Source organism: Lyngbya sp. CCAP 1446/10 (genome assembly GCF_026130175.1).
In the GTDB taxonomy this organism is placed as follows: domain Bacteria; phylum Cyanobacteriota; class Cyanobacteriia; order Cyanobacteriales; family Microcoleaceae; genus Microcoleus.
Window position 1 is genome coordinate 1 of the sequence record NZ_JAIGNI010000009.1, and the last position, 13,793, is coordinate 13,793.

9 protein-coding genes are annotated in these 13,793 nt (G+C 46.1%); 2 read left to right on the plus strand and 7 right to left on the minus strand.

The window, feature by feature from the left end:
• Positions 1-127: 127 nt before the first annotated feature.
• On the minus strand, positions 128-691 hold the full coding sequence (locus tag K4039_RS06095) for a hypothetical protein (RefSeq protein WP_265234245.1): 564 nt from the start codon (positions 689-691) through the stop codon (positions 128-130).
• 144 nt (positions 692-835) lie between these two features.
• Between K4039_RS06095 and K4039_RS06100 the strand changes: the two genes are divergently transcribed.
• Entirely contained in the window at positions 836-3,169 is a 2,334-nt protein-coding gene (locus K4039_RS06100) for a calcium-binding protein (protein ID WP_265234247.1), read from the plus strand.
• A 220-nt stretch (positions 3,170-3,389) separates the two neighbouring features.
• Here the strand turns inward: K4039_RS06100 and K4039_RS06105 are convergent, their stop codons facing one another.
• The 6 genes from K4039_RS06105 to K4039_RS06130 form a co-directional block, all read right to left on the minus strand.
• Positions 3,390-4,217 carry a class I SAM-dependent methyltransferase gene (locus K4039_RS06105; protein WP_265234248.1) on the minus strand — a complete coding sequence of 276 codons (828 nt, stop codon included), beginning with the start codon at positions 4,215-4,217 and terminating at the stop codon, positions 3,390-3,392.
• Between the two features lie 144 nt (positions 4,218-4,361).
• Positions 4,362-5,627 (minus strand): ABC transporter permease, encoded by a 1,266-nt coding sequence (locus K4039_RS06110; protein WP_265234249.1) that lies wholly within the window; start codon positions 5,625-5,627, stop codon positions 4,362-4,364.
• Between the two features lie 432 nt (positions 5,628-6,059).
• Positions 6,060-7,880, minus strand: coding sequence for an efflux RND transporter periplasmic adaptor subunit (locus K4039_RS06115; RefSeq protein ID WP_265234250.1), 1,821 nt, complete (start codon positions 7,878-7,880; stop codon positions 6,060-6,062).
• A 610-nt stretch (positions 7,881-8,490) separates the two neighbouring features.
• Positions 8,491-9,117, minus strand: coding sequence for a Uma2 family endonuclease (locus K4039_RS06120; protein ID WP_265234251.1), 627 nt, complete (start codon positions 9,115-9,117; stop codon positions 8,491-8,493).
• A gap of 105 nt (positions 9,118-9,222) precedes the next feature.
• Entirely contained in the window at positions 9,223-10,491 is a 1,269-nt protein-coding gene (locus tag K4039_RS06125) for a pitrilysin family protein (RefSeq protein WP_265234352.1), read from the minus strand.
• 323 nt (positions 10,492-10,814) lie between these two features.
• Positions 10,815-12,080, minus strand: a complete 1,266-nt coding sequence (locus K4039_RS06130) for a pitrilysin family protein (RefSeq protein WP_265234252.1) — start codon at positions 12,078-12,080, stop codon at positions 10,815-10,817.
• 367 nt (positions 12,081-12,447) lie between these two features.
• On the opposite strand from K4039_RS06130, the gene K4039_RS06135 reads away from it, so the two are divergent.
• The gene (locus K4039_RS06135) at positions 12,448-13,476 is read left to right on the plus strand and encodes a hemerythrin domain-containing protein (RefSeq protein ID WP_265234253.1); all 1,029 of its coding nucleotides are present in this window, start codon (positions 12,448-12,450) and stop codon (positions 13,474-13,476) included.
• Positions 13,477-13,793 lie beyond the last annotated feature (317 nt).

Below are 13,793 nucleotides of genomic sequence, written 5' to 3' on the forward strand. Positions count from 1 at the left end.
CGAAAAGTAGCTAATGGATTTAAAGAAACAATGAAAATTATTTTTGATGAATATCTACCAAAATGGAATTATCGTGCAGTGCCGACTATTTAACCAACGCTAAAGTTATTAAATTTTCATTCCTTAGCTATGATAATTCACTCAATATTTTGTTGATTATCACATCGGGTAGACCAAGCAACAAAGCGATTTGGCATGGTTCGATACCTTGACTGTGCAATTTGCAAACGACTTCAGCGACATCAATTTCCAGCCGTTCGATCTGAGTTTTGAATCTGGATTCAGTGGGGCGATCGTTGTCAGAGTTGGTAGGCGAAAAAGGACAGGGTTTGAGATTGAGGGTGTGGACGTATTCGACGTATTGAATATAATCTCTACCAAAATTTGAAGTATTGCTGATATTTCTGCGATCGATCGCAGCTTTGAGATTGCCTTTTTGCATCTCTTCATCCATGACTACGGAGAGAGTTTTGAGCAGTTTGTAGCCGACTTCTCGGACGTATTTGGTGGTGTAGCGGGTGTCACGCGCGATCGTTTCGTAGGTTTTGCCATCATACATTCCCTCAAGCACTAGCCGTTGTAGCGTATTGAGATGTTTGCCCGTTTTCTCGAAGATCAGGCCATCGACCAATTTTAGCAGTTCGTTCTCGTCTGGGACGGCTTGCAACGGGCGATCGTCGTTGGGCTGCATGGGTTGAGTGAGGAAAAAATAAAAGTGGGTGAAACTCCGGGCTTTTTCAGTCTTTTTCGGGCTTTTTCAGCCAAGACAAAAGTGATACAGATGAGGTAGATTCTGAATTAGTTTATTTGCACCAACACGAAGGAGAGCGACACAATGCCTGACAATTTGGCTCTGCTGGACAAAAACGAAGACCTTTTGAATGGTAACAGTGAAGAAAGTCAAGCGGATTGCGGCTGTCCCTTCAAGAAAACTGCGACCCAAGAGACGGCATCGAATGCTCAACCTATCCAGGATATCCTCAACCTAGGGGGTAACGATACGCTAGAACCTTCTGTCGCGCCAGACTTGTTGAATGGTAACACAGGAAGCGACTTTATATCCGGTAGTGCTGGCGATATTGGGCGATCGAGTTCCCAAGTCAGCAACGGCTCACTTTCTCCAGATGGTAGCGCTTACGTTTTGACTGAGCAAAGCGACACATTCACCATCCCCCTCGGCTTACTCGATACCCTCTTAGGCGGTTTGCGGGGTTTAGGCGGTGCGGATACGATTACTGGCTCGGAATCTGGGGATATCGTCTATGGCGACGAAGGAAATGACAGAATTGAGGGCCGAGGTGGTAATGATTTGCTGCAAGGCGGCTTGGGAAACGATTTTCTGAGTGGGGGTGCTGGCGAAAACGGCCTTCTTGGCGGTGCGGGTGCAGACACCTTGCAGGGTGGTGACAATGCTGACGGTGTTAACGGAAATGCAGGTAATGACGTAATCTTCGGCGCAGGGGGAGACGACTTTTTGCGGGGTGGTCGCGGTAACGATATCATCAATGGGGGAGATGGCGATGACTTCCTAATTGGCGATCTTGGCAATGACACTCTGACTGGTGGTGCGGGTCAAGATATATTTTTTCTGCGATCGGAAGCGGCTTTAGGATCTCCTACTTTTGACTTAATTACGGACTTTCAAAGAACGATCGATTTCATCGGACTTAGCACAAATCTGAAAGAATCCGATATTGTTTTGGAGTCGAAAGTGCAGCCTTTCGGCGGTTCTGCTGTGGATGTTAAGGTAGCTGCAACAGGGGCGTTGTTAGGTACTGTTTTGGGAGTTACACCAGATGATTTAAAAGGTCGTTTCAGACCTTATGATGTGGAGCCCGATCGTCCTGAAGACGTGGCGACGATCGATTTACCAGAGGTGACAAAGCTATCTGATAACAGATTTCAGATGGAATTTCCAGCGAGTGATGGTAGCAAATATATAATTGTTTTTCAAGATGATGCTGACGGACGTTTCGTAGAATCAGTTATATTTGTACCCAATCCTACAACGGGTATTCGTGGTAGTACAACGAGCTTAAGTCGAGATGGTACAACGGCGGATATCACTCTTGAAGGATCTAATGAAACTACGCGAATTAAGAATCAACCGAGTAACGAACCTGGGAAGCCGGATCAAGGTGAAATATCGCGGATCAAAGATGGTCAGATTTTTGACACTGTAAAGATTCCTCTTCCTCCCGATCCATCTCCAACATCTCCAACTCCTGAGCCACCAAAACCAACGACTCCTCCCCCAGTTGGCGGACGAGATTTTGCGAAAGATTGTGAGTCAGTTAAAAAATTCTGTGAAGGAACTGGCAAAGTGGGTAAAGTGGTAGATGTTGCTGCTAATCTTGGAATAGTTGGTGGTTTAGCCTTTGCTCCCCTTGAACTTGTTGGATTAGGATTGAAGGGAGTATCGACTGCGTTGAAAGTCCTTGACTACAGTTGCAAACTTCTTACAGGTAGCGATAAAGACCTTGGTGATGCAGTAATTAAAGAATTGTTTGGAAAGGCAATTGAGAAAGTTACCAAATCAGGAGAAATTGCAGGAGACTTGGCAGAAGGTACAGGAAATAAATTAGATATAGTTGTATCTACTGCTAGTCTTATTGATTCATTTCAGAAAAAAGAGCCGACAGCCTCTAAAACAAACTTTTTGCCTCAGATCCGAAAGTTTCTTGCTGATAAGACGGGTATTCCCTTTGACTTCTGCGATAAACCTGCGACTACTCCTGTAACGCCTGAACCAACTTGTTCGGAGCAAGTCTTTAAGGCAGAAGTCATCCCTTCAGTTGTCAACTATGGACAAGCGGCAGAAGTCAAAGTTACCTACTGCGATCCACAAAATAAAATAAACAACATACTCGTAGAACTTAATACAAGGAGTGGAAAACAAACCAAAAACATTCCCATTTCCTCTTCGAGTGGCACGGTAAGTTTTGAGATAAGAAGCAAGCCAAATGCTTTTGGAGACTGCGATGATCTTGGTTTTGCGGCCACTGGTAGACCAGGAATATCTGGTAGTGTTGTTATTACAGGTATAAGAGACAACGCTAATGGGTTCGCTTCATTCGGGGCTCTGCCTGACTTTTTTCTCACTGGTGGATTAACCCAGATCCCTACTCAATTCAACATTTCCGGTGTGTGTGATGCAGAGTTGGTTTAAGGGCGATATTGGTATTACTCGTATTATCTGCGGGCTACCATCTATCAACTTTACTTTGGATGGCAACGGAGGTATTTGTCAACTTTGTGGCTTTCAAATTACACCTATTTAACTTAATTTTTGCGTGGGTGGGGGCGGGTTTTATAATTTGTCGATTAATGTCAAATATCTGGGCGAACCCGCCCCTACAGTAATGGTAAAATAGGGAGATTGTCGGCTACTATTTCCGACCGAAAACATAAAAAGTTGTGATATCGTTCCAAACTCCTCGTTCGGTTTGCAATGCTTCTATTTCAGTATCAAACTCAGCTTTAGCTTGCGCTAATTGCTCGGTTGAAAGTGTTGACAAAGGAGGCGGATACTGTCCGGGAGCCGGATGAGAACTTCCCGCCCACATTGCTTTTGCTTTTTCTAAACTGATATAGCTACCATCTCGATCAATTTTAATTTCTACATCTTCAAATCCTGCTTGTTCGAGCAAGCTGCGGCACTTTTCTACAGTACCTGTGGGTTGGCTCATTTTGAAGGAAATGCCGTATTTTTTAGCTACTTTCTGTGTCACAATTCCGCCCACAAAAGCGGTATCGGCAAAGGCTTGAATCCCTAGGATTCCGCCTGGCTTGAGAAATTTGTGCCAGTGGGTGAGGGCTGCGTGCAAGTCGGACATCCAAATAAAGGCAGAGGCACAAAATATGCGATCGCAGCTATTGACTGGAAAGTCTAGCGCTTCGGCATCTGCAAGCATAAATTCGGTATTTTTTAGATTTAATTCTTGAGCTTTGTTTCTGGCTCGATCGAGCATTCCCGTTGCAATATCTATGCCGACAACTCGACCTTCTGACCCCACAATTTGAGCTGCTGCGATCGCCACATGACCTGTTCCCGTTGCAATGTCTAAAACCTGGTGGCCTAAACTCACTCCCCCGTATTCTACCAAACGGCGAGCAATCTGTAAATGCCAATCGCTATTGTCATAGGTTTGACTTCTGCTGCTGTACAAATCTGCTATTTCTTGCTTGTATTTGTTGAGTTCAGGTTGGTTGCTCATTAAGGTTTTGTTTGCTGTATAAATTTACAGGCGTAGAAATTCACGCGCATCCCGCCTGTGCTGCGGAAGACACAGAAGGCTATAGATAATGTGTTAAATACCTTTTTGGGCAATTTCTAATTATATCGCACGACCAGCTCAATTTCAATCATTGCGTAAAGCTGCGATCGGATCTAAGCGAGCGGCATTCCGAGCCGGCAATACTCCAGCTAACAACCCGACGGTAAAAGATAGCCCAAAACCTGCTGTAATCGACCAGACAGAAACCACAAACGGAAATTTGAACGCTGTCGCGGCCCCAAAGGCGATCGCAATTCCCAACCCAATACCCGCCGTTCCCCCCACGGTAGACACTAAAATAGATTCGGCCATAAATTGAATCAGAATTGCTGCATTAGTAGCGCCTACCGCTTTGCGAATCCCGATTTCCTTCGTGCGCTCCACAACAGACACCAACATAATATTAGCAATACCGATGCCGCCAACTACCAAAGAAATTCCGGCGATCGCTCCCACCATCACCGTAAATAAACCTATTACATTGCTGAAAGTGCTAACAATCTCAACTTGATTGATAACTCGAAAATCATCCGGTTGTGGCGGATAAATATTGTGGCGCAAGCGCATGATATTTTCCACTTGAAATTGAGCATCCGCTAAATCCGCTTCGCCGGCAGTTTCCAACCAAAAACCCGAAATCGCTATCCCGGCTAAAGAATTTCTCCCCACAATCCGCGAAGACATATTTTTGAGGGGAATATACACTCGATCGTCCTGATCGGTTCCCCCTACAGACCCCTTGCTTTCCATCACTCCAATGACCTTGTAGCGGTTTCCCTGAATGCGAATATCGGAGGATAGCGCATTAGCTCCGACTCCAAAAAGTTCGTCCCGCACCTTAGAACCGAGGACAACTACTGGCTCAGCAGCATTCAATTCATCCTCAGTAAAAAATCGTCCTTGTTGGGGTTGAATGTTCTTCACATCTGGATAGTTTAAATCTGTTCCCAAAATCGCAGTAAATGAATTTTGTCCGCCGTAAACGATTTGCACTTGGCGCTGCAAATAAGCGGTAATTGCTTTGACTGCGGGAGCTTGTTTGCCGATCGCCCTAGCGTCATCCCAAGTCAGGGTAGTAGCAGAACCGCTTCCCTGACTGACACCGCCCGTTCGAGAAGCACCGGATAACACCAACAGCACATTTGTACCCAAAGATTTAAACTGTTCTTCTGTTGATTTTTGGACTCCTTGTCCTACCGAAGTAATGGCAATTACTGAAGATATCCCAATAATTACACCCAGCATGGTTAAACTGGTACGCAATTTATTATTCCACAGCGCTTCTGTCGCCATGAATGCGATTTGAACGTTGGAGATTTTGTTGATGGCTGGGGGAGTCTTTAGTTTCATTAGGTGGTTGGGTATTGGTAATGTCTAGTTGGTGGGGATTAAGATTTTTTTAACCGCAGAGAGCGCAGAGAGCGCAGAGGGAGATCGATAATTAATTGGTATGCAATTTATTATTCCACAGCGCTTCTGTTCCCATGAATGCGATTTGAATGTTTGAGATTTTGTTGATGGCTGGTGGGGATTAAGATTTTTTTTAACCGCAGAGAGCGCAGAGAGCGCAGAGGGGGAGAGGTAGGAGAGCGATAATTAATTGGTACGCAATTTATTATTCCACAGGGCTTCTGTCGCCATGAAGGCGATTTGAATGTTTGAGATTTTGTTGATAGCTGGGGGAGTCTTTAATTTCATGTTATTATTGATTGGGCATTGGGCATTGGTAATTGTCAACCACTGACTACTGACAACAGTCAACTGACAACAGTCAACTGACAACTAACGCAAGCGGGTTCCGCCACCTGGTTGCAAACCTGGAATTCCACCCGATGATGGAGTTTGGGATCTAGGCCGCAATCCGGAGGGTAAACTAATCAGCACTTTTTCATCTCCTTTCAAACCCGATCGCACTTCCGTCTTGTCATCGACTGTCATACCAGTTTTAATCGGCATAAAAGCAGGTTTGCCATCTTTTCCGCCGGGAACAAACACCCCCGTTGCCCTTTGTTGGCGGACAATTGCCGCGGTGGGGACTACCAAAACATTTTTGAGTTCGCCTGCTTTAAACTCGACATTTACATTCATCCCAGAACGCAGCATTTGTTTGTCATCATTAATAATTGCGGCTTTTACCTCAAAACTTGTCACATTTTGCTGGACGATCGACTGAGGCGAAATTTGAGTGATTTTACCTGCAAAAGTTTTTCCTGCAAAAGCATCGGCTTGAATAGACGCAGCTTGGCCGATCTGAATCTGAGCAATATTAGTTTCTGCTACGTTGGCGATTAATTGATTTTTTGAAGCTAAGGACAAAATCGAAGAAGAAGTCGCCGAAGAAACCGCACTTCCCGCTGTCGTGGGAGTCACAAAAGCGCCCGGATCTGCGTATTTGCGGGTGACAGTGCCGCTAAAAGGAGCCCGCAACACAGTGTCATCGATCAGGGCTTCGACGCTTTGCAGGCTGCCTCTAGCGGAGAGAACTTGGGCGCGGGCTTGGGCGATTTCTTCGGGGCGAGAACCGGCTTCTAGCAGCGCCAAAGCTTGCTGTTTTTGCTCGACTGCGGCGCGGGCTTGGGCGATTTCTTCGGGGCGCGCGCCCGATCGCACCAGGGCCAAAGCTTGCCGTTTCTGCTCCACAGCAGCCCGCCCCGCAGCGATATCTTCGGGGCGCGCGCCCGATCGCGCTAGGGCCAAAGCTTGCCGTTTCTGCTCCACCGCAGCCCTAGCTGCTGCGATTTCTTGGGGGCGAGCACCGGCCTTCAACAAAGCTACAGCTTGTTCGGCTTGTCTGACTTGCGTGCCGGCTCGATCGCGCGCGGTGCGGGAATTGTTGACAATTTGCAAAGCAATCGCCCCAGCAGAATAGAGTTCTTGATTTCTCTGAAAGTCATCCTCTGCTTGATTTTTAGCGTATTCGGCATCTTTGAGTTTGGCACTTGCTTGGGCGATATCTTCAGGCCGATTCCCCTCAAGCAACTTTTGTAAATTTGCCTGTTGTTCAGCTAATTGCGCCTCGGCGACGACAATCTCCTGAGTTCGATTCCCATTGAGCAATTTTTGTAAATTTGCCTGTTGTTCTGCGACTTGCGCCTCAGCTACAGCAACATCTTGGCTGCGATTCCCGTTGAGCAATTTTTCCAGACTGGCTTGTTGTTCTGCTAAAACTGCCTTAGCCGCAGCAATATCTTGGCTGCGATTACCGTTGAGCAATTTTTGCAAGTTTGCTTCGGCGGCTGCGAGTTGTCCGCGAGTTTGGGTAAGTTGGCCTTGGAGGTTGGAGTCGTCCATGTAGGCGAGAATCTGCCCTTTTTCAACGCTATCTCCTTCGTTGACAAGCAAACTTTTGAGCACTCCTGAAGTTTTGGGGCTGACGTTGACGGAACGTTCGGGCACAATTGTGCCGTTTGCCGAAATTGTAATCGGCAGGTTGAGCCTTTCTACAGCAACGGTTTTTTCCTTGCGCGCGGTTTCGCTACGCTGTTTGACTGCGAGTTGGCTGTAAGCTGTGTAGCCTACTCCTGCCAGCAATCCGGTGGCGAGAATCCCGCCCAGCCAGGGAGTCAGCTCTTTTTTAATGTGAAAGTTTTTTACAAGGTACATATTCTAAAAAAGTAGATATAAATTAGATCTTGATGGGTCTGTCTGTGATTTAGACCGATCGGGAACAGAAAAGGTTCAATGAAAGTGTGTTTAATTTTTTCGGTTGTGCCGTTATGTGGCAGGAATATTCTAATAATCAGGAAATCAGCTACGATTAATTGAGAATCTCGATCGATGAGAAATGCAGAAATAAGCATTCAATTAGAGTTGCTACCGGAGTTGGAAAGTCAACTATCTACTGAAGCCTTGCGACTAAACCTACCTTTATCTGAATATATCCTACGTGTTTTATCGATCAGAAAAGTTCTGAGCAACCCACCTAAAACTGGAGCAGAACTTGTTGCTTATTGGCAAAGCAAAGGAGTCATCAACTCACGACCTGATATCAGCGTATATTTAGAGCGGGCTCTCCCGCCCACCCCAATCATTGTTTGATTGTTTTTCAACATCCAATTTAATTGCCCAACAGCTTATAGTGATTTTACCGAAGCACAGGGGATTTAAGCCCCACCTTTAGATGGATTGTTTTTAGGCAGGGGATTTAAGCCCTTGCCTAAAAACTTCGCACTCCGAAGTCAACTGTCAACTGTCAACTGTCAACTGTCAACTGTTACCTGCCAGCCATCAACACTTGTTCAGCAGTCAGTTTTAAATCTGGGAAAGTTAGAGAAACGATGGTCTGATTGCCCCGAATCTGCTGAATTTGATATTCCCCATTCACTAAAGTGCAGATAGAGAGCGTGGGTTGTTTGGGCTTCCCAATGTGTTGAGTACCACCCAATCCTGCGTGGTCTGCAATCCAATATTCAGGAATACCTAAAACTGCGTAGTCTTCGACCTTACGGGAATAATCATTTTGCCAGTTGCTACTAACAACTTCTGCCACAAATTTAATCGAACTGCCCAGTGTCAGGATCGACTCGTCAGACCAAAACAGTTCTTTGGTAAGTTCATCTCGATCGACAACTGCAACATCAGGTCGAAATGCTGTCATACCAATATTTGAAGGGCGCAATAGTCCCCGCTGAAGCACAAACCAAGGTAAGCCTGTTGCGTCTATCTGGACACAGATTTTTGTGGTAATGAAGGCTGCAACCTCTTCGTGAGGGCCTGTTGGTTCCAAGTCGAATACCTCTCCATCAATCAGTTCATAGCAGTTATCGCCACCATAACGGGCGATAAACTCGTCAAAGCTGAGTGGTTTATGTTGTATTGGTTGGTCGATCGCAATGGTCATAGCTCAACTTAGCCCAATCAATTCTTTTAGTCTATCAGTAGGTAATAGGTAATAGGTAAATCGCAGCGATCGAACTTTTCAAAAGTTCGATCGCTAATTTCCTACTCAACAAACAGCCATCACACCCAATTCCTGAATCGCCGCTTCCGGGCCCACCAGAGAAATATATGGTTCGATGAAGTATTTCCGAGCAGCTTCCTGAGCTTCAGCAGTTGTTACCGCCGCAATTTCTGCTTGAAATTCCTGGTCAAATTTAATACCCAATTCCAGAATTTCGTACCAGCCTAAAACTTGAGCAATTTGCGAATTAGTTTGTTTTCCTAAAGCATATTGACCTAGCATTTTATTCTTGCAAGCTTGCAATTCTTCTTCGCTTAGTTGGGTGTTGGCTAGCCGATCGACCTCAGTGCGCAATCCTTCAAAAGCAGTCACCGTATTTTCCGGCGCTGTACCCATGTACGCGACAAACTGAGCCTTGTCCAGGCGCGTCGCGTAGAGCGCGGAAACATCGTAAGCTAAACCCCGTTTTTCCCGCAATTCCACAAACAACCGACTCGACAAACCGTTACCCAAATAGGTATTCAACAACTTCATTGCTGCGTAGTCGGGATTTTTGACAGACGGTGCGAGGTAGCCCAGCATAATCACTGATTGCTGCGTATCTTGCGCCTTAGCGACGCATTGAGGGGAAGGTGTCAACGGGGATACTGCTAAAGTTGGCAGGGGTGTTAAAGGTGCTTTCCAGTCGCCAAATGTTCGATCGATTAAAGCGATCGCATCTTCAGTCGATATTCTGCCGGCTACAGAAATAACTACATTATCGGGACGGAAATAGGTTTTGTGGAACTGTTCGAGCTCGTTTCTGGTGAGCTTTGACATCGTAGCTTCCGTGCCCAAGGTTGAGAAAGCATAGGGATGTTCCTTGTACATCGCGTGTCGCAATTGCTCGAAGGCGATCGCAAATGGCTGTTCTTGCTGCGATCGAATTGCTGATATGGCGATGCGGCGTTCGAGTTCGACTTCAGCTTCCGGGAAAGTGGGCGATCGCATCAATTCCGCAGCCAACTCCAAAATGTCCTGAAAATCGGCAACAACCGTCTTCAAACTCACTAAAAAGTAATCGGTAGTCGAGTCTGTACTCAACCTCGCTCCTACTGATTCTACACGTTCGGCAATTTCTAGCGAAGACAGGCGATCGGTTCCCTTAGTCATTACCGCCGACAGCAAGTGAGACAATCCTGCTTGTTCGGGCTGTACGCAGCGGCTACCGGCGCGCAGAAATATCCTAGCTGCAATAATATCTGCTGCTGGATTTTCTGATGCTAAGACAACAATACCGTTGTCTAAAACCTTGCGCTGGATTTCATTTTTCATCATTAATTTAGTTAGTAATTGGGAATTGGGAATAGGTAATTGGTAATTGGTAATTGGTAATTACTCGATCGCCATTTTGCTATTTTCCATTGGCATCTTGTTATACTGTCATTCCGGGTAAGGTCTGACGCACAATATCTAAATATAGCCTTTCTCAGAAAGATCAGGTACGCTTCCGGCATAGGGCATAGGGCATACCTCACTTTTTTGAGAACCGCTATATAACAACATATATCCGGTAGGGTGCGCGCCAAACAGAGAAAACCCCGGACAAACGAACATCTATCCGGTACAAAAGATATTGATATTCACTCGGTTAACAATCAGACTGGTTTGAGCACCACGGCGGCGTAGCGCCGGGGAGAAAGATATTGTTGAGCTAGCCGCTGGAGGTCTGATGCTTTAAATGCCTGAATCCTGGTAGGATAGCTGAGGGCTAATTCGGCAGTGGCGATCGTACTGTAATATCCATAAAGACCGGCTAGCTGTCCCGGCGTTTCGATGGAAAAAGCGAAGTCATTGCACAGCAAACGCTTGCAGCGCATCAGTTCTGCCTCAGAAACCGGTTCAGATTGCAATTCCCAAAGCCGATCGCAAATCCGAGCTTCCACCTGTTCGATATCATCCGCTTCCAACACAGCACAAATAGTAAATAAACTCGATTCTCGTTGTAGTGAAAAAGTGCTTTCGATCGCCTGTACCAATTGTAATTCTTCCCGCAGTTCCCGGACTAAACGCGAAGTCCGCCCGTCTGCGAGCAACACTGAGAGCAAATCCAAGCCGCAAGCATTTTGTAACTGTTCAACTCCCGGCCCAGTCCATGCCATCATCAGCCGCGCTTGTTCCAATCGGGGGAGACGGAGTTGCTGACGGCGAATTGCTACTAACGGCGGTTCCGCTTCTGCTGCAAATTTGGGACAATCCCACCTGTCAGAAAACTGCCCAAATGCTTTCCCCGTGATGTCTCTGGCTTGTTCTTCCTCAATTCCTCCGACTATCACCACAGTCATGTTTTCCGGCTGATAGTGCGATCGATGAAAACACCGCATTTCGTGGGGAGTTCGCGACATCAGCAACTCTTCGGTTCCTAATACCGATCGCCTGTAGGGATGCTGCTGGTAAACTGTTTCCATCATTGCTTGGAAACCCAGCCAATCGGGATCGTCTTGAGCTTGGCGAATTTCTTCGAGCACCACATCTCGTTCGCGATCGAATTCCGCATCGGGAATCGCAGCGCGCAGCAGCAATTCGGCCAGTGGCTGCGCCGTTTCTGCTAAATAATCGGCCGCAGCGTTGACGAAAAAATGGGCGTAGTCGTGACTTGTAGCTGCATTGGCGACACCGCCACGATTTTCAATTACTTGGTCAAATTCTCCAGGGGCGATCGCATCCGTCCCTTTAAATATCATGTGTTCTAAAAAATGAGCCATTCCCGACCAAGAATCCGGCTCCTTCATAGCACCAGCCCTCACCCACACGTCTAGGGCAACCACCGGTGTGGCCGAAATCCGCTGGTGAATGACTGTTAACCCATTGTGCAGCTTCCAGACGTTGGCTGGGAACTCTAAAGCAGTTAGGAGTTGAGACAAGCTAGTTATTCTTAAACTTTAGTTAACTTTGGCTGCGACTATGGTAGCGCTTTACTGCTGTGCGATCTGGATTAATTGATACAAAATTCAGTTGTCAGTTGTGAGTTCTCAGTTCTCAGTTCTCATTTCTCATTGGGCAGTTGTGAGTTCTATGTTTTCTGTTCTCTGTTCTTCTGTTCTCATTAAGGGTAGTTTTTGCTGTTTTCAAAACGACCTTAACATTAATTAATTACCATTTTTTTACTCAAAAGTCAATAGGTTGTGCGGGATATTAATGAATCAGTCGGTAGAAAGAGGAAGTTATCAGAATATTTCCATAAATTAAGAGATGTAAGAACACTAAAGACATCCAGAGGAGACACGACAGATGGTAGCTACCTTAGAAGATACCAAGCGCCAAGCGATCGCGATGAAATTAGCAGACATGAAAGCGCTGCAAAACCTGTTGATCGCCAACGAGCAATTGTTCATCAATTCCTGCAACGACTCCGAACTGTGCGATCGCTTCCGGGATATGCTGGAGGACGATCGCAAAAACTTGGGCGTATTGGAAACCACCATCATCCAATACGGCATTCAAGCTGAACCCAAAGAAACCACCACAAAAATGATCGAAGCAGTTCAGAAACTAATGAAAGGTTCTGAACTCACAATGTTTGAAAAAGTCGGTCAGCACGAACTGCTCAAACACCAACAAACAATGGCCGGTTTGTTAGTGCACAAAGCTGCTCAAGTAGTTGGCGCCGACATCGAAGCGGCCATTACCCCGCTCAACACAGTTAACTTTGAAAACCGTGCTCACCAAGAACAACTCAAAGGAGTTCTAGAAGTCTTAGGAGTGCGCGAACTCACCGGAAAAGACCCCGATCAAGGCGTTTGGGCTCGCGTCCAAGATGCGATGGCAGCCATGAGCGGCATCATCGGCGGTGCAGTTACCCGCACCAAAGAAGAGATGAACATCGCTGAAATCATCACAATGGATCACCGCAAAGTCGATACCATATTTATGGAAATCGAAAAAACCGACGATCCTCAAAAACTGCAAGAATTCTTCGGTCAACTTTACAAAGACCTCAGCGTGCACGCAGCAGCCGAAGAACAAGTTGTTTATCCCGCAGTCCGCAGCTACTACACCGATACTCAAGCGCTGTACAACGAGCAAGCAGAAATGAAGCAAATGCTCGCCAAAATCAAGGCTCTCAACCCCAGTTCTTCTGATTTCAAAGCTCAAATCCAACAGCTCAAAGCAGCGGTTCAGGCTCACGTAAAAGAAGAAGAAAATGATATGTTCCCTCAAATTCGCCGCAACTTTAGCGAAGCACAAATGGAACAAATGGCTACTCAATTCAAAGCAGCCAAAAGCACGATCCAGCAAGAAATGGCTAAGAAGAGCTAATTCAGCAGCAAGCTAATTTCCACTCTAGCAAAACTAGAGGATAGTTAAACTGCAACCTATCAATCTCGCTACCAAGGTGGCGGGATTACTGTTTTGTGTGAACTGACCAATGTTCAATAAGAGGACTGAAGTCCTGACTACAAACATTAAGTTCGTAGTCAGGAATGCAAGTCCTTTCTTTCTATCCGTTAACCACAGAGCCACCGTTGGGATGCAAAATTTTATCGGTTATGCTTTTTGCCACACTCTACGACTAATACCAATTATTTTGCAAATTGGTATAAAGACAGTTTGTGCGATCGCTACAACAGCAAACT

Bases quoted from the DNA above. Each gene is read 5' to 3' on its own strand.
- K4039_RS06095 (WP_265234245.1), bottom strand. From the start codon at position 691: ATGCAGCCCAACGACGATCGCCCGTTGCAAGCCGTCCCAGACGAGAAC.
- K4039_RS06100 (WP_265234247.1), top strand. From the start codon at position 836: ATGCCTGACAATTTGGCTCTGCTGGACAAAAACGAAGACCTTTTGAAT.
- K4039_RS06105 (WP_265234248.1), bottom strand. From the start codon at position 4,217: ATGAGCAACCAACCTGAACTCAACAAATACAAGCAAGAAATAGCAGAT.
- K4039_RS06110 (WP_265234249.1), bottom strand. From the start codon at position 5,627: ATGAAACTAAAGACTCCCCCAGCCATCAACAAAATCTCCAACGTTCAA.
- K4039_RS06115 (WP_265234250.1), bottom strand. From the start codon at position 7,880: ATGTACCTTGTAAAAAACTTTCACATTAAAAAAGAGCTGACTCCCTGG.
- K4039_RS06120 (WP_265234251.1), bottom strand. From the start codon at position 9,117: ATGACCATTGCGATCGACCAACCAATACAACATAAACCACTCAGCTTT.
- K4039_RS06125 (WP_265234352.1), bottom strand. From the start codon at position 10,491: ATGAAAAATGAAATCCAGCGCAAGGTTTTAGACAACGGTATTGTTGTC.
- K4039_RS06135 (WP_265234253.1), top strand. From the start codon at position 12,448: ATGGTAGCTACCTTAGAAGATACCAAGCGCCAAGCGATCGCGATGAAA.